This is a genomic window from Virgibacillus sp. MG-45 (assembly GCF_036409425.1).
Taxonomy (GTDB): domain Bacteria; phylum Bacillota; class Bacilli; order Bacillales; family Amphibacillaceae; genus LDC-1.
The window spans coordinates 71,955-86,536 of the sequence record NZ_JAXOFU010000002.1; the positions used below are offsets into that span (position 1 = coordinate 71,955).

The window sequence follows — 14,582 nt, forward strand, 5'->3', positions numbered from 1 at the left end:
TATGGCCCAAATTATACATTAAGAACCGATATAGCGATCATAAAAGGAGCGAGCAACTAGCGTGTCCTCTGTCCCTTGAACAAGCACGCGTCCATCAGAAAAAATAACAAATGTAATTGATTCATCAAAGAGAACCTTAAGTAAAAACGGTGTCTTTTTAATAGTAGCAACACGCGATAATTTAGTTGCTAGTTCATCAAGATCAAAATGCGTTTCTTGATGAATTTGCACCGTATTCCTTCCACAAAGCACCGTTTCTTCTGAGACACCTGCTTTCATGAGAGCAGGAAACACACGCTTCTGACACGACGGACAATTTGAATCAGGCTTTGGAAATTTTAAATCGTATTGATGGTTATACCAAATGTCTATCGTCTTTAATGTACGTCGCAAATGCTTTGTATTATCGGTTAAGTATTTGAATACTTCTGTTACTTGTAAGGAAGAAATGATGTCCACAGCAGGAGCAATTACCCCGACGGTATCACACGTTTGATTTGAATTAGCTTCACCCTTAAACAAACAACGCATACACGGGGTCTCTTCAGGGATAAAGAAAGCTGTCATTCCTCTTGAGCTAACAACACCACCATATGAATAAGGAATATTTTTTTTATAGCATATGTCATTTAATAAATAACGCGTTGCAAAGTTATCTGTACCGTCCATGACTACATCAACGCCAGAAACGAATTGTTCAATATTATCGTTTGAAACATTTGCAACAAATGCTTCTATCTCTATCTCGCTATTAATGGATTGTAGCTTGTTTTTGGCAGCAATTGCTTTTGGTATCGATTGTGCCGCATCCGACTCATCAAATAAAATTTGCCGTTGTAAATTACTATATTCCACATAATCGCGATCAACTAAACGAATTTTTCCAATACCTGCCCTTGCTAATTGGTTACATATAACAGTTCCTAATGCTCCAGCACCTACAACTAGAACTGCACTATTAGCAAGTTTATCCTGTCCAGTTTGTTGAATTGGTTCAAATAACATCTGTCTCGCATATCTGTTCATCTTAATCCCTCACCGTCAAATCAATACACCATGTTCTGTTATTAAATGTTTAACAGGAATATCAAACCGCTCCACCGGAAGTTTTTGTTTTAACTGCTTTGTATGAAGCAATGATATGGTAGGCTGTTGAAAATCTACTAAATAACGATCATAGTAACCCCCACCAAAACCAAGTCGATATCCATCAACATCGAAAAGAATACCCGGCACAATAAGTAAGTCAATCTCGTTCTTTGCGACAAATGTTGTTTTGTTAGGAATAGGCTCACGTAAATGATGATAGACAATTTCTAATTGTGCTTCATCCTCATATGTATAAAATTCTAATTTTCTTGACTGTGGCAAGCATCTAGGAATACAAACCCGCTTTCCTTCTCTTCTGCATGCCTCAATAATTCTATCAGTATTCCACTCTTCACCCATAGAAAGCGTGACACCAATAGTCTTCGCCTTGGTCCACCAAGATGTGTTTGTTAAATAGTGCACTAATTTCTTTTCAATTTCCGCTCTATTCTCATTGGTAAATGATTGGAGAATGGCTAATCCTCGCTCACGCAGTTGTTTTTTATCCAGTCTATTTCCCTCCAATGAATCGTATACTTACCTAAATTATAGCTTATATTTTATAAATGGAAAATGAATAACACTTTAGTGTTGAAATGATGACAATGTCGATGAAAGGAATATGAAAGAGCTTATAAACAAAAAGCTTTCCATTTTAATCCTTTTCTTGCCAAAAAGTAAAGGATAACTGGAAAGCTTCTCGTTTTTATTTTGTTTCACGATGTAACGTATGTTTTTTAAGACGTGGACAATATTTCATAAGCTCAAGACGTTCAGGATTTGTACGCTTATTTTTTGTTGAAATGTAATTGCGATCTCCTGTTTCCGTGCAAGCTAACGTGATGTTTACGCGCATGAATTTTCCCTCCAAACTATCAAATCTTGCCATGAACATTCAAATTACTTCATATCAGACTTATTTATAATATCAAATCTTAACCAATCAATCAAGATGCTCTTGTTAAAATTTACTGTTTTCACTTTTGGTGTTGTATGGTATAACTAATATTGACTAATATTATGGAGGGTAAGAAAAATGATACTTGCAGGATTTGCCATTATTGGCGTAGCAATTGTTTTATTTGTCTATTCATTTTTTATGAAAGATAAATTTGACGAATTAGAAAATCAAATCGAACAATTATCGATTGCGACGATGCAGGATACATATCAAATGAAGAAAAAAATTAAAATATTGGAGGAAGAATTGCTAGGCGATGATATATCTAGCGAACTAGCGTATTCAAAGGAAACAAGCGTTTAAATCCTTCAAAGTGAGCAAGTAAAAATTAGAGAAAAGCAAGGTGACTAGAAGTGAAATATTTTATACGCTCGTTTTCTATAGGGCTCTTTACGGCGGGTCTCATTCTTCTCGCTGTATTTTACTTTTTCGATAACCCTGAAAAAGCTGCACAAAATATGTCAGTAGACGAAATGATCTCAGAAATGAAAGATAAAGGATATCGAGTCTTAACAGAATCAGAGTACATTACATTATCCGTAAATGGAGATACAAGCAAACAGGCTGTTAAGCCAGACTCTGGTGAAAACTCCAAAAAAGATAATGATTCACAATCAACAAAAGAAGATAATTCTGATAGCACAGATACAAATACAGCTAAAGATGACAAAGATCAGTCGAACCCTGTAGAAGAAACGAAAAAAGAAGAAGTAAAAACATATACAGTCAAGATTGAATCTGGCATGCCATCATCTAAAATTGGGGACATGCTTGAAAGCAATAAAATAATTGACGATGCTTCTAAATTTAATCAATATCTTGAAAAAGAAAATTACAGTACTCGCGTTCAACAAGGCGAGTTTAAAGTAAACAGCGGAATGAGCTTTTTTGAAATTGCAGAGGCAATTACAAGATAGATAAACTTAAATAAGCAGGCAGCTTTCTCCTATCGGAAAAGCTGCCTGCTTTCATTTATTATTCAGCTTATTCTTCTGATTCCGTCTCTTCTTTCGCATCTGTTACATTTTCTTTTGCACGTTCTTCCTTTAATTCAAAATACGTGTCTAAAATGCCTTTTCCAATCGTTTTGTTACTTGGATGCTGGCTACTGCTAAGTCCAGTATTTGGAATAATAACCGCAAAGGCCACTTCAGGATCATCATATGGAGCATAGCCTACTAATATGTGATTTTCTGTATCCGCAAGCTTTTTCCCATCTTTATATACTTCATTCTCTGCTGTACCCGTTTTCCCTGCTGCTTTATACGGTTCGTTCGCAAACACACTAGCAGTTCCTGTAGTAAAAACTCTTCTAAAACCTTTTTGTACGCGTTCAATATATGCATCTTTCATTTGAATTCGATTGAGTACTTCTGGATGAATCGTTCGAAAAACCGGTCCTACATCTTTTTCAGAAGGGCTAGGCTCGCGAATTTCTTTCACAAAATGGGGCTTCACGCGATATCCACCATTCGCTATCGTTGACACATATTGTGCAAGCTGCAATGCTGTATAGGTATCATACTGTCCGATAGAATAATGAAGTAAATTCCCTGCCAATGGTGCGTTCCCTTTAAATCCACTTGATTCATATGGGAAGTCAACTCCTGTTTTCACACCTAAGCCAAACTGACTAAAATAATTACGCATTTTTAAGAACGGATCACCCTTAAAATTGACGGGTGTATTATTTGGTGTCGAATATTCGCCAGCCATACGAAGTGCAATATGAAACATATATACGTTGGAGGATTTCTCTAATGCATATAAATCATCAACCCACCCCATATTTTTGTAAGACTTCATCGTAGGTGTACCTTTTATTTTAATTGGACTATCATATAATCGCGTTCCAGGAGAAATAACTCCTTCTTCATATCCTGCTAAAACTGTTGCTCCCTTTACCGAAGATCCTGGTCGATGAGCATCATATAACGCCTTATAATCCGCATTTTCGTATTTATTTGTTTTCCGGTTATAATGCTGTGCAGAAACACCTAATAGTTCCCCTGTTTTCGGATTCATGACAACGGCAATCGCATCTTCTAAATATCTGTTTAGTGATGGCAGCTTATTAATTGTTTTTTTCAATTCCTCACGAACAATTTTATCTAGCCTCTCTTGAAATTCCATATCAATGGTAAGCACAAGATCCTTGCCACGCTCACCTTTGACAACTGTTTCCATATCTACAACTTGCCCATTCTTATTTGTCGTATATTCGATTTTTTCCTTCCTACCACGAAGCACATCCTCATACTGCTCTTCTAAGCCACTAATACCGACACGGTCGTTCCTACTATAGCCTTTCGCTAAGTAATATTCCATGCTCTCACGAGGTATTCCTCTTTTTTCATCCGTAATGTTGCCAATAATGCTGCGCACTGTATCTTTATATGGATATGCACGATTCCAATCTGTTGTAGCGTTAATACCTGGCATTTCATTTAAATGCTCTGCTACACGAGCATATTCCTCAGGAGTTACTCCATTATTTTTTACAATTTGTGGTGTTAACGAATACGCTTTATCTAGTTCCTTTTTAATCAAGATAATTTCTAAATCCTGTTCATCATAATGACTAATTTCTTCTTCGGTAATGCGATCAAGAATAGTTTGATACTGTTCTCCGGGTTCCATATCTGCTGCTTCTTTTTGACTCAACCTTTTTTCTGCTTCATCGGAATGAAGCAAGTACCAATATTCTTTTTTATCACGATCTGTTATCCGAGCTATTTGTTTTTTCTTTTCTTTTGGATCTTTATCAAACATTGAAATGTATTTAGCAAGCCTTTCTGCCACTTCTAACCGATCGTCTGCTTGCACACCCTTTGGTGGCGTATACGTGATTGCATAAAGGGCTTCATTATCTACGACTACATTATGATTACGGTCATAAATTTTCCCTCGCGGTACAGGAACACTTGTAGTATCTTGAATTGTTCGATCAATTTCTTCTTGAAAACTCTCCCCATTCAATATTTGTACAACACCAAGCTGTAATATCAATACTGAAAATAATATAAACACAACAAAAAATAATATATTTAAACGAAAAGGAAGCTGTGCTTTTTTCTTCTTTTTCTTTTTATTCATGTTACTCCCCCATTACCTTAAACTATATATTCATTACATGTGTATTTTTAATTATAACATCTATTATAAGGGGAAGCTAAGACCTTTATCGATTTTTTTCATCTGTCATTTGATATTTGACTAATGTTTCCTTATTCGGAATACTTTTTAAATATATATCCTTAATAAAGAAGTAGATAAACAAATGACCTGTTCCAAAAACAAGCAACAGCACAGGAATAATTTTTTCTGCTTCTATAAGTGTAACTCCACCTATGAACACGAGAATGGAAACTACTCTTCCGATATTAACGTATAGCTCTCTTACTACGATATATTCTACTCTAAGCTCCTTTGCCTTCCATGCTTTCCCAATTACATCATAGGTTAATGAAAAGTATGGAACATTAATAATTGGATACGCAATTCCAATCAAAATGCCATAAATTATTAATGAAACATAGCTCAATTGAAACAGAATGATAAACAAAGAAAAATAAAGTATTACACTTCCAAATAATATAGCCTTTTTTCGTGAATGTGGTTTAATATATTTTGTTGCTAAAAAGTAAAACACAAAAGACAAACCCGAAAAATATAAATTAAACATTCCTAATGCGAGTTCACTATTTGTTACAAGGTAAATCCATATCGTTATAACAAATGTAAAAATCCCTTCCCGTAATCCTTGAAATATATGCGCATTTAAAATACGCTTCCAATTATTATTCTGTTTTCTTTCTTCAAGCACACGTCGAAAGTAAAAGTCACCTTCTGCTTGACGTCGTTTTAGAAAGAAACTGGCAGAAACAGCACCGATAAACAACAAAAACGATATGGTGAAAATAGTAGTATATCCTATATTATCTGGGAGATTTGCAATGATGAAGCCTGCGCTAAGAGGAGCAACCATACCTCCGAATGATTGTAGAATACCAAGAAACCCATTAAAAAAATCTCGCGTTTCTGGTTCAGTGATTTCAAAGGTAAGTACATTAAACGCTAACCAATAAAAGCCATATCCAATTCCTAGTAAGCTTCCTAGCAAAAAATTAAACGTTGCAGCTTTCTCACCAATAATTAACACAAAGAGAAAAAAAAGCGATAAAAAAATGACCCCAAGACGAAGAACGATGATTCGATCGACCTTTTTGGCAATTTTTCCTGCAAAAATGAATGTAGTAGGTTGAAATAAAAAAATTGCCAGATTATACATAGCAATTGTTAAATAATCTCCTGCTTGTTTCCATAAGTAAACATTTACAAATGTATTTGAAAGGAATATACCCAAAGAATATAATCCACCAATAACTAAAAGTAGCACTAGATCTCGATTAATACCGTCTTTTCCGACAACGTGCTGGAGAATTTTTTGCATGATTCATTGCTCCTTTGCTTTCACATTTAGTTTGAGCAATTCATGCACAAATATTCAAGAATAGACGTCACTTGTTTGAAACTAAGGAAATCACCATTGAAGCTGCCAAAAAAAATGAACATAGGAAGAATTCCCATGTTCATTTTAATTAAAGTTTATTTTGCTGCGTTATAATTTTTTGTTACTTCATCCCAATTTACTACATTCCAGAATGCTGCAACATAATCAGGACGCTTATTTTGATATTTTAAGTAGTATGCATGCTCCCAAACATCCAAGCCTAATAATGGCGTCTTTCCTTCCATTAATGGGTTGTCTTGGTTTGGCGTGCTTATCACTTCTAATTCGCCATTATTTAAAACTAACCAAGACCAGCCTGAGCCAAAACGAGTTTTAGCTGCTGTTTCGAATGCTTCTTTAAATTTATCGAAGCTACCAAACGTTCCATTAATCTTATCAGCCAGCTCACCAGTTGGTTCACCACCGCCATTAGGGGAAAGTACTTTCCAGAATAAGCTATGGTTTGCATGACCACCACCATTATTACGTACTGCTGTACGAATATCTGCTGGAACTGCATCCATGTTACTAATAAGCTCTTCTAATGATTTGTTTTGAAGATCTGCATGTCCCTCGATTGCACCATTAAGATTCGTTACATACGTGTTATGATGCTTTGTATGGTGAATGTTCATTGTTTCTTTATCAATAGTAGGCTCCAATGCATCATATGCATAAGGTAGTTCAGGTAATTCAAATTTTGCCATAAATAATTCCTCCTCAAAATTCTTTAATATAAAGGGTAAGCTTACGTCCCTTTCAAAATTAGGTTATCAAAGGTTTAGAAAACTTGCAAACCATTTGCACGATAAAAATGGTGTTAAAGGAAATTTATGCACAAAAAAAACAACTTATCGTTGCTTATAATCGTTAATGGTGGCTCGGGACGGAATCGAACCGCCGACACAAGGATTTTCAGTCCTTTGCTCTACCGACTGAGCTACCGAGCCATATAAATGTATGAAATTTTTAAAATGTGTCCTCGCTCGTAAACTTATTTCGATGTCTTTTCAAGGAAGCATTCTTTGCTCGTCGTGTTGCATGCTTTTCTGTGAAGTCGCACTCCTCGCAAGCCTGCACATAGGTGCTTATCATGGAAGGTTGCGGCTTGCTCTACCGACTGAGCTACCGAGCGTTAATTCTTCTAATTACATATGTATGGAGGAGGTAGAGGGATTCGAACCCCCGCGGGCTTTGACACCCCTGTCGGTTTTCAAGACCGATCCCTTCAGCCAGACTTGGGTATACCTCCGAGATATTAATGGTGGACCCTGCAGGACTCGAACCTGCGACCGATCGGTTATGAGCCGATAGCTCTAACCAACTGAGCTAAGGGTCCGTTTATCAAATTATTAATGGGGCGATCGGTGGGGATCGAACCCACGGATGCCGGAGCCACAATCCGGTGCGTTAACCACTTCGCCACGACCGCCATAATGATGTAAAGTTGGTAGCGGCGGAGGGGATCGAACCCCCGACCTCACGGGTATGAACCGTACGCTCTCGCCAGCTGAGCTACACCGCCAAATTGGCTCCACAGGTAGGATTCGAACCTACGACCGATCGGTTAACAGCCGATTGCTCTACCACTGAGCTACTGTGGAAAAATATCAACATCATTTTTATTATTTGTCGTTTGCAAAGACATTTAGGAACTTATTCCCACTCACTCAATTGTGATTCCTAAACCATTTTTTCAAAATGACAACGAAATATAATTTATCACGTTCGACAAAAACTGTCAAGCACTTTTTTATCAACTATGTATTCGCATTCTTATTATGACGACAATAATTACTATAGCATTTTCTAAAAGGGAATTCAACATAAAAATTATTTTCGGAAAACGATACGCTATACAGAAAATTAAAAAAGATAAGAAAGGGATGTTCCTATTAATCCCTTTCTTATAAAACATTTTAGTCTGAAAGTACTTCTTCAGCTATATTAACAGCATGGTCTCCTATACGTTCCAAATTACTGATAATATCAACGAAAACAATACCTGCTGAACCAGTACATAGGCCTTCATTCATTCGAATGATGTGTTTTTTACGGTAGGTTCGTTCCATTTTATCAATCTGATCTTCTTTTTGAATAACAGCTAGTGCTTCTTCTCTATTCATACTTTCGAGTGCTTTAATTGCTTGTTTTACCGTAAGAATTGTTAAATCAAACATATTATTTAAGTCTTCCTGTGCTTGCTCTGTTATCGTCACCTTATTTGAAATTTTATAATCAATGAGCTCGATAATATTTTCAAAGTGATCACCGATACGTTCAACATCTCTAACTGTATCCATTAGCGCAGTATGCTTTGCACTTTCTAACTCTGACATAGAACCGCCTGAAATCTCCACAAGATATTCGGTGATTTTTCTATCAAGATTATTTAACGCACCTTCAATTTGCATTGCCATTTCCGAATGCTTTTGCTGATGTGTTGTTAAATAAAGATTCGTTTCTTCAAGGCCTTTGTACGCATATTCACCCATACGGATGATTTCTGCCTTTGCCTGATCGAGCGCAAGTGTCGAAGATTGCTGAATAAAAATAGGATCTAAATGTTTCGGCTTATACTCTACAATTACATCTTGCCCAGGAATTAGTTTCGTGACTATCCAAGCCAATGCTCCAATGAATGGAAATTGAATAATCGTATTGGCTATATTAAAGCTTCCATGTGCAAAAGCAATCGTCATTTCTGGATTCAGTGAGAATTGTCCTTGAAGTAAATAAATAAACTTCGTAAACAATCCTAAGAACACTATAAATACGGTAGCTCCTACTAAGTTAAAGATTACATGTGTGTAAGCAGCTCGTTTTGCAGCAACAGAAGCTCCTAAAGACGCTAAAATTGCTGTAATTGTAGTTCCAATATTATCTCCAAAGAGAACAGGGATGGCAGCTTGTAATTCAATTGCTCCCTCCGCAAATAACCCTTGCAAAATTCCGATTGTTGCACTAGAACTTTGTACAATTAATGTAAATATTGTTCCAATAACTACACCTAAAATAGGACTTTGACTCATATCTAATGTAAGCTGTTGGAATGCCTCTAAACTTCTTAATGGTGACATCCCACTACTCATTAACTCCAAGCCAAAAAATAAAGCCCCAAATCCAAATACGGCTTGTCCAATTGCAGTTACTTTTTTATGCTTAAAGAAAAATAAAAGAAAGCTACCGAGCGCAATAATCGGTAATGCATACTCACCAATATCAATACCAATTATAAATGCTGTTACAGTTGTTCCGATATTTGCCCCCATGATAACACCAATAGCTTGTCTTAACGTCATGAAGCCCGCGTTTACTAGTCCAACCGTAAGCACAGTTGTTCCTGAACTACTTTGGATTAATATGGTAACAATTATTCCCGCTAATACACCCAAAAATGGGTTGCTTGTGAATCGATCCAAAATATCTCGAAGTCGATCACCAGCAGATCTTTGTAAACCCTCTCCCATATACTTTATTCCAAGAAGAAATATTCCTAATCCACCTATAAATTCAAATAGGAGTGTTTGAATATCAATTTCCAACGGTACTCCATCCCTTCAAATGCTAAGATTATATGTGACACCTTCTCCATTATTGTAAATTCATAACGCTTTGTAAAGTATCTTTCGACATACTTAACATTAAATTTACAATTAATTAAAATATATATATAAAATCATCCATTTCTATCTCATTGATTCCCCAAATAAATCGTTTTCATTCGAAGTGGCTTAAAAAAAGATCCATAAGCACATGCTCACGGATCTTTTTTATATTTAGTAATATTAATCTTTTATTGATACAAGAATTTTTGTTCCATCTACTTGATCAACAACAATATTGCTTCCTTTAGGAATCCATTGCCCATTTGATACTGCACTATAATCTTTTTGATTTATACGAATTGTACCGACCGGACGCAAATCTGTAAGTGTTATACCTTCTAGTTTCAATAACTTTCCATATTCTTGATTCATTGAATTGTAGCCTGCTTCATTTGTTAATTGATCTGTAAGTGTGATTTTAGTCCACATTTCTCTTCGTTTAAACACCTTTAAAAATAGAAAAGACATGCCTCCGCCTAATAATACGCCTAAAACAGCATAAAGACCCGCAGTGAAATTCGGAGCAGGAAGTGCAACAGCAGTAAGCATACTTGCTAAACCAATAGTCGCTAACGTTCCATCATTAAGTAGCTTTCCATCGATTATGATGAGTAATAATCCAACAAAATAAATAATAAGCATAAGCATAAGAGAGCCTGTTTCTAGATATACCGAAAAATATACAGTAATAAAACCAATTCCTAATAAGGCAAAAAAACCACGCATATTGACTAATATTTCACCTATTAAAAATAAAGTACCTAAGCCAGTTATTACAATTCCTATCCAATCCTGTGAAAAAATCTCCATCGAGGCCACCTCCATTACAGTTCATATTATAATACGTACCTTTATTATAATAGGTTTCATGAAAAGGGGCATTAAAATGAACTTTATTAAAAGATTAGCAATATATATCGTAATTCTTTTGCTTGCTTTTAGTATGTATCAGGATTTATTTAAAGAAGCTAATATGCCAAGACTACAAGATGACGAAATGCAACAAATAGGTTCCTTTTATGTAATTAAAAAACAAGTAGCTCCTGGTGAAAATGTGCTTTCAATTGTTGAGAAAGTAAATAAACAGGAAGAAATCGAAATCGATATTAAACAAATAATGCTTGATTTTAAAATTGCAAACCCATCTGTCAATCCATATCAGCTAACACCAGGAAAATATTACTTTTTTCCTGTTTATAGCGACGAAGTTCCCTGATAATGTTTTTTATAATACAAGAAAAGAGGCTATTTAAAGCCTCTTCTCCTTTATCTATACAAATGGACTTACAAATAAGGATATAACGATTGCGATAGCTCCAGCTGCAATCGCAATATTCCCTAAAGTTGTAACTCCGCGGTTCCGAGCTACAAACCCTACAATAATCCCTGCTCCACCGAAGATGATGGGGACCCAAAAAAAGGAAGCGATGGATAAAGCTAATGCTATCCATCCAATTGCACTCCCCGCTTCGTACGCTCTGTCGTCATCTCTATCGTTAATTGCCGCCCGGGTATTATTAGCAGTTAATTCTGCAGCTGTTTCTGCATCACGCTTACTAAAGGATGATAAAGTAGTATTGGGCGTGTTGTAGTTAGCTGATTCTGCCGTTCGTTCTACATTATTCTCTCCATAATCGTTAAATTCATTTCGTCCTTTATAATCATCCATTCTGGAACCAACCTCCTTTTTAAAATTGAGGTGCATGCATAGTTTATGGATAACTGCGAAAAAAAAAGACGTTATTTTTTGGTAACAGACGTAAGAGCTCATTCGTACAAGATACATTTTTTCTTTTCATCCATATACTAAGACGGAACGTTTATTTATGAAAGGAGTTATTAGATGAACGACTTTATTAAAGAACTTGCATTAAAGAAAATAAAACAAACATCTCCTCGTGAAATCCAACAATATGCAAGAGAATATGGATTTTCGATTACAAGAAGTCAGGCGGAACAAATCTCAACATACATTCGCACACAAAAAATAGATCCATTTCACGAAAGCGGAAGGAAAAAAATGCTAAAAGACTTGGCGTTAATTACAGATGAAGAAACAGCAATGAAAGCGAATCAGTTATTTAAAGAACTTATCAAAACATATGGTCTAGAAGGATTTTTTGCATAAAGAAAAGGAATAATGCTCAAATGGGCACTATTCCTTTTCTTTTAAGCTTTAAGAATTTTTTGCTTTAATTGCTCATCAAATTTACCACTTTTAATCATTTCAATTTCAAAAAGATATGGAGCTTTTTTATTTTTCTTATCTTCCCCTACAAATGGCGTTTCTAAAATCTTGGGAATATCGGCAAATTGCGGATGTTGGATAACATAATGTAAAGCGTCGAACCCGATATGTCCAAAGCCGATGTTTTCATGACGGTCCTTTTGTGCTCCTCGTTCATTTTTACTATCATTTACATGAACAACTTTTATCCGATCTACACCAATAATTTTATCAAACTCATTTAAGACGCCATCAAAATCGTGCACAACATCATAGCCTGCATCATGGATATGACATGTATCTAAACAAACAGATAACTTCTCATTATACGTGACCCCATCAATAATTTTGGCTAATTCATCAAAGCTTCTACCAATTTCTGATCCTTTACCTGCCATTGTTTCTAATGCAATCTGCACGTCGTCATCTTTTTCCAGAACCTCATTTAACCCTTGAACAATACGATTAATTCCTTCTTCAACTCCTGCACCAACATGTGCGCCTGGATGAAGAACAATTTGCTTCGCACCAATAGCTTTTGTACGATCGATTTCATTTCGTAAAAAGTTAACACCAAGCTCGAAGGTTGCTGGCTTTTGAGTATTACCAATATTAATTATATATGGAGCATGAACGACAATATCGGTAATTCCATTCTCAGACATATGCAATTGACCTTGTTCAATATTTAACTCTTCAATTGGTTTTCTTCTTGTGTTTTGTGGCGCGCCAGTATAAATCATAAATGTAGTGGCACCGTAAGATAGTGCTTCTTCACTCGATCCTAAGAGCATTTTTTTCCCACTCATTGATACATGAGATCCTATTTTCAACATGCTTCTCCACCTCTCCTGCTAAAAGATTACTTCTTATATTTCTTTTTTCTAATTAACGTCTTTTTAATTTGCTCCTGCTGCTTTTTCATTTTCTTTTTATAGCCAGGCTTTACTTTTTTAGTTTTTCGTACTTGCTTCCAAGCTTCCTTTTCCACATCTGTTGTTGTTTTCGTACGAAGGTTTCTTTTATTCCATGGATGTGCTTCCTTCCACTCGCCATTTTTAACATCAAAAAAGCGGAAAGTTAGCCCTTTATCTTCTAATTTTTCAATGAGTGGGATATCGTCTTCTGTATACAAGCTAATTGCTGTTCCTTCTAATCCAGCTCTAGCCGTTCTTCCAACACGATGAATATAGAATTCTTCTTCTTTTGGAATATCGGCATTAATAACATGGCTTACCCCTTTAATGTCAATTCCTCGAGCTGCTAAGTCAGTTGCAACAATGTATTGAAAACGCAAATGTTGAATATCCTTTAACACTCTTTTTCTTTCTCTTGGACTTAATCCACCGTGCAATATTCCAGCATCTAGCCCTTTTTCCTGTAACTCACCAGCTAATTCATTGGCATGCTCTTTACTATTCGCAAATATCATCGCTAAATAAGGGTGAATGGTTTTAGAGATTTCCATGATCATATTTGCTTTATTTCGATGTCTTACCGCAATTAAACGATGCTCCATTGTTGTAGGTGAGAGTTCATCTCCTATTTTTACATGAAGCGGATTTTCTAAATATTTTTTAAAGAAATGTTCTAGCCGCTGTGGAATAGTAGCTGAAAAAACAAGTAGTTGAATGCTCGGTTTTGCCCGTAAAAGTAGTTGATCAACTTCATTTATAAAACCTAAATCCAACATTAAATCCGCTTCATCAATTACAAAAGAACTCGCAGTAAAGATAGATACTGCTTCTTCCTTAACCATGTCTAAAATTCTACCGGGTGTTCCAACAATAATATGTGGGGGTTCTTTAAGCTTCTCCATCATTCGCTGCTTATCTGTTCCACCAACCAATAATTTTGCGATCCATTTTTCTTCTTGATTTGAAAAGCGAATGATTTTTTTTACTTCATCATAGATTTGCATTGCAAGCTCTCTTGTTGGAGCTGTAATCACAAATTGAACCTCTCTTTTAGATACATCCATTTGCTGGAATAAAGGTAATAGGTAAGCATGTGTTTTGCCAGACCCTGTATGGGATTGACCGATGACGCTTTTCCCTTGAAGAATTGCAGGTATCACCTTTGTCTGAATCTCAGTTGGTTTCGTAAAATGAAGCTTTTCCAAGGCGTGCATTAATTCGGGTTTAAAAGAAAATTGCTCAAATTTATTTATCTCCATTATTTCCC

At 35.8% G+C, this 14,582-nt stretch carries 15 protein-coding genes and 6 tRNA genes; 4 read left to right on the forward strand and 17 right to left on the reverse strand.

Annotation, left to right across the window (positions count from 1 at the left end; all coding sequences use genetic code 11):
* Positions 1-18 precede the first annotated feature (18 nt).
* The 3 genes from SPK86_RS02545 to rpmG all read right to left on the reverse strand — a co-directional run bounded on the left by SPK86_RS02545 (position 19) and on the right by rpmG (position 1,945).
* The gene (locus SPK86_RS02545; RefSeq protein ID WP_284140405.1) at positions 19-1,026 is read right to left on the reverse strand and encodes a ThiF family adenylyltransferase; all 1,008 of its coding nucleotides are present in this window, start codon (positions 1,024-1,026) and stop codon (positions 19-21) included.
* Positions 1,027-1,041: 15 nt separating this feature from the next.
* Entirely contained in the window at positions 1,042-1,614 is a 573-nt protein-coding gene (locus tag SPK86_RS02550; protein WP_284140406.1) for a 5-formyltetrahydrofolate cyclo-ligase, read from the reverse strand.
* Positions 1,615-1,795: 181 nt separating this feature from the next.
* Positions 1,796-1,945, reverse strand: a complete 150-nt coding sequence (gene rpmG, locus SPK86_RS02555) for a 50S ribosomal protein L33 (RefSeq protein WP_029271012.1) — start codon at positions 1,943-1,945, stop codon at positions 1,796-1,798.
* A gap of 180 nt (positions 1,946-2,125) precedes the next feature.
* Between rpmG and SPK86_RS02560 the strand changes: the two genes are divergently transcribed.
* Both SPK86_RS02560 and SPK86_RS02565 read left to right on the forward strand, forming a co-directional pair.
* Positions 2,126-2,353, forward strand: a complete 228-nt coding sequence (locus SPK86_RS02560) for a hypothetical protein (protein ID WP_284140407.1) — start codon at positions 2,126-2,128, stop codon at positions 2,351-2,353.
* Between the two features lie 50 nt (positions 2,354-2,403).
* Positions 2,404-2,967, forward strand: a complete 564-nt coding sequence (locus SPK86_RS02565) for a hypothetical protein (protein ID WP_284140408.1) — start codon at positions 2,404-2,406, stop codon at positions 2,965-2,967.
* A 67-nt stretch (positions 2,968-3,034) separates the two neighbouring features.
* Here SPK86_RS02565 and SPK86_RS02570 read toward each other — a convergent pair whose 3' ends face one another.
* From SPK86_RS02570 to SPK86_RS02620, 11 genes are all read right to left on the reverse strand, one after another.
* Complete coding sequence (locus SPK86_RS02570) at positions 3,035-5,146, reverse strand: peptidoglycan D,D-transpeptidase FtsI family protein (protein ID WP_284140409.1); 2,112 nt, start codon at positions 5,144-5,146, stop codon at positions 3,035-3,037.
* A gap of 85 nt (positions 5,147-5,231) precedes the next feature.
* Complete coding sequence (locus SPK86_RS02575) at positions 5,232-6,503, reverse strand: MFS transporter (protein ID WP_330948605.1); 1,272 nt, start codon at positions 6,501-6,503, stop codon at positions 5,232-5,234.
* Positions 6,504-6,658: 155 nt separating this feature from the next.
* Positions 6,659-7,270: a superoxide dismutase gene (locus tag SPK86_RS02580; RefSeq protein WP_330948606.1), complete on the reverse strand. Its 612-nt coding sequence runs from the start codon at positions 7,268-7,270 to the stop codon at positions 6,659-6,661.
* Positions 7,271-7,437: 167 nt separating this feature from the next.
* Positions 7,438-7,513 (reverse strand) — tRNA-Phe (locus SPK86_RS02585).
* Between the two features lie 209 nt (positions 7,514-7,722).
* A tRNA-Ser gene (locus tag SPK86_RS02590) sits at positions 7,723-7,815 on the reverse strand.
* Positions 7,816-7,825: 10 nt separating this feature from the next.
* Positions 7,826-7,902: transfer RNA gene (locus SPK86_RS02595), tRNA-Ile, on the reverse strand.
* Between the two features lie 17 nt (positions 7,903-7,919).
* Positions 7,920-7,995: transfer RNA gene (locus tag SPK86_RS02600), tRNA-His, on the reverse strand.
* A 16-nt stretch (positions 7,996-8,011) separates the two neighbouring features.
* A tRNA-Met gene (locus tag SPK86_RS02605) sits at positions 8,012-8,088 on the reverse strand.
* A gap of 4 nt (positions 8,089-8,092) precedes the next feature.
* Positions 8,093-8,167: transfer RNA gene (locus SPK86_RS02610), tRNA-Asn, on the reverse strand.
* 315 nt (positions 8,168-8,482) lie between these two features.
* The gene (locus SPK86_RS02615) at positions 8,483-10,108 is read right to left on the reverse strand and encodes a Na/Pi cotransporter family protein (protein WP_284140412.1); all 1,626 of its coding nucleotides are present in this window, start codon (positions 10,106-10,108) and stop codon (positions 8,483-8,485) included.
* A gap of 243 nt (positions 10,109-10,351) precedes the next feature.
* Positions 10,352-10,981 (reverse strand): NfeD family protein, encoded by a 630-nt coding sequence (locus SPK86_RS02620; RefSeq protein ID WP_330948607.1) that lies wholly within the window; start codon positions 10,979-10,981, stop codon positions 10,352-10,354.
* Between the two features lie 76 nt (positions 10,982-11,057).
* Here SPK86_RS02620 and SPK86_RS02625 point away from each other — a divergent pair, with 76 nt between their 5' ends.
* Positions 11,058-11,387, forward strand: a complete 330-nt coding sequence (locus SPK86_RS02625; protein WP_330948608.1) for a hypothetical protein — start codon at positions 11,058-11,060, stop codon at positions 11,385-11,387.
* 54 nt (positions 11,388-11,441) lie between these two features.
* Here SPK86_RS02625 and SPK86_RS02630 read toward each other — a convergent pair whose 3' ends face one another.
* Positions 11,442-11,840, reverse strand: a complete 399-nt coding sequence (locus SPK86_RS02630; RefSeq protein WP_284140415.1) for a DUF4190 domain-containing protein — start codon at positions 11,838-11,840, stop codon at positions 11,442-11,444.
* Positions 11,841-12,014: 174 nt separating this feature from the next.
* Between SPK86_RS02630 and SPK86_RS02635 the strand changes: the two genes are divergently transcribed.
* The gene (locus tag SPK86_RS02635) at positions 12,015-12,299 is read left to right on the forward strand and encodes a DUF2624 domain-containing protein (protein WP_284140416.1); all 285 of its coding nucleotides are present in this window, start codon (positions 12,015-12,017) and stop codon (positions 12,297-12,299) included.
* 41 nt (positions 12,300-12,340) lie between these two features.
* Here the strand turns inward: SPK86_RS02635 and SPK86_RS02640 are convergent, their stop codons facing one another.
* Both SPK86_RS02640 and SPK86_RS02645 read right to left on the reverse strand, forming a co-directional pair.
* Positions 12,341-13,234 (reverse strand): deoxyribonuclease IV, encoded by an 894-nt coding sequence (locus SPK86_RS02640; protein WP_330948609.1) that lies wholly within the window; start codon positions 13,232-13,234, stop codon positions 12,341-12,343.
* Between the two features lie 26 nt (positions 13,235-13,260).
* On the reverse strand, positions 13,261-14,574 hold the full coding sequence (locus SPK86_RS02645; protein WP_330948610.1) for a DEAD/DEAH box helicase: 1,314 nt from the start codon (positions 14,572-14,574) through the stop codon (positions 13,261-13,263).
* Between the last annotated feature and the right edge of the window lie 8 nt (positions 14,575-14,582).

Coding starts and splice junctions, on each gene's coding strand:
- SPK86_RS02545 (WP_284140405.1), bottom strand. CDS start 1,026: ATGAACAGATATGCGAGACAGATGTTATTTGAACCAATTCAACAAACT.
- rpmG (WP_029271012.1), bottom strand. CDS start 1,945: ATGCGCGTAAACATCACGTTAGCTTGCACGGAAACAGGAGATCGCAAT.
- SPK86_RS02560 (WP_284140407.1), top strand. CDS start 2,126: ATGATACTTGCAGGATTTGCCATTATTGGCGTAGCAATTGTTTTATTT.
- SPK86_RS02570 (WP_284140409.1), bottom strand. CDS start 5,146: ATGAATAAAAAGAAAAAGAAGAAAAAAGCACAGCTTCCTTTTCGTTTA.
- SPK86_RS02575 (WP_330948605.1), bottom strand. CDS start 6,503: ATGCAAAAAATTCTCCAGCACGTTGTCGGAAAAGACGGTATTAATCGA.
- SPK86_RS02580 (WP_330948606.1), bottom strand. CDS start 7,270: ATGGCAAAATTTGAATTACCTGAACTACCTTATGCATATGATGCATTG.
- SPK86_RS02620 (WP_330948607.1), bottom strand. CDS start 10,981: ATGGAGATTTTTTCACAGGATTGGATAGGAATTGTAATAACTGGCTTA.
- SPK86_RS02625 (WP_330948608.1), top strand. CDS start 11,058: ATGAACTTTATTAAAAGATTAGCAATATATATCGTAATTCTTTTGCTT.
- SPK86_RS02630 (WP_284140415.1), bottom strand. CDS start 11,840: ATGGATGATTATAAAGGACGAAATGAATTTAACGATTATGGAGAGAAT.
- SPK86_RS02635 (WP_284140416.1), top strand. CDS start 12,015: ATGAACGACTTTATTAAAGAACTTGCATTAAAGAAAATAAAACAAACA.
- SPK86_RS02640 (WP_330948609.1), bottom strand. CDS start 13,234: ATGTTGAAAATAGGATCTCATGTATCAATGAGTGGGAAAAAAATGCTC.
- SPK86_RS02645 (WP_330948610.1), bottom strand. CDS start 14,574: ATGGAGATAAATAAATTTGAGCAATTTTCTTTTAAACCCGAATTAATG.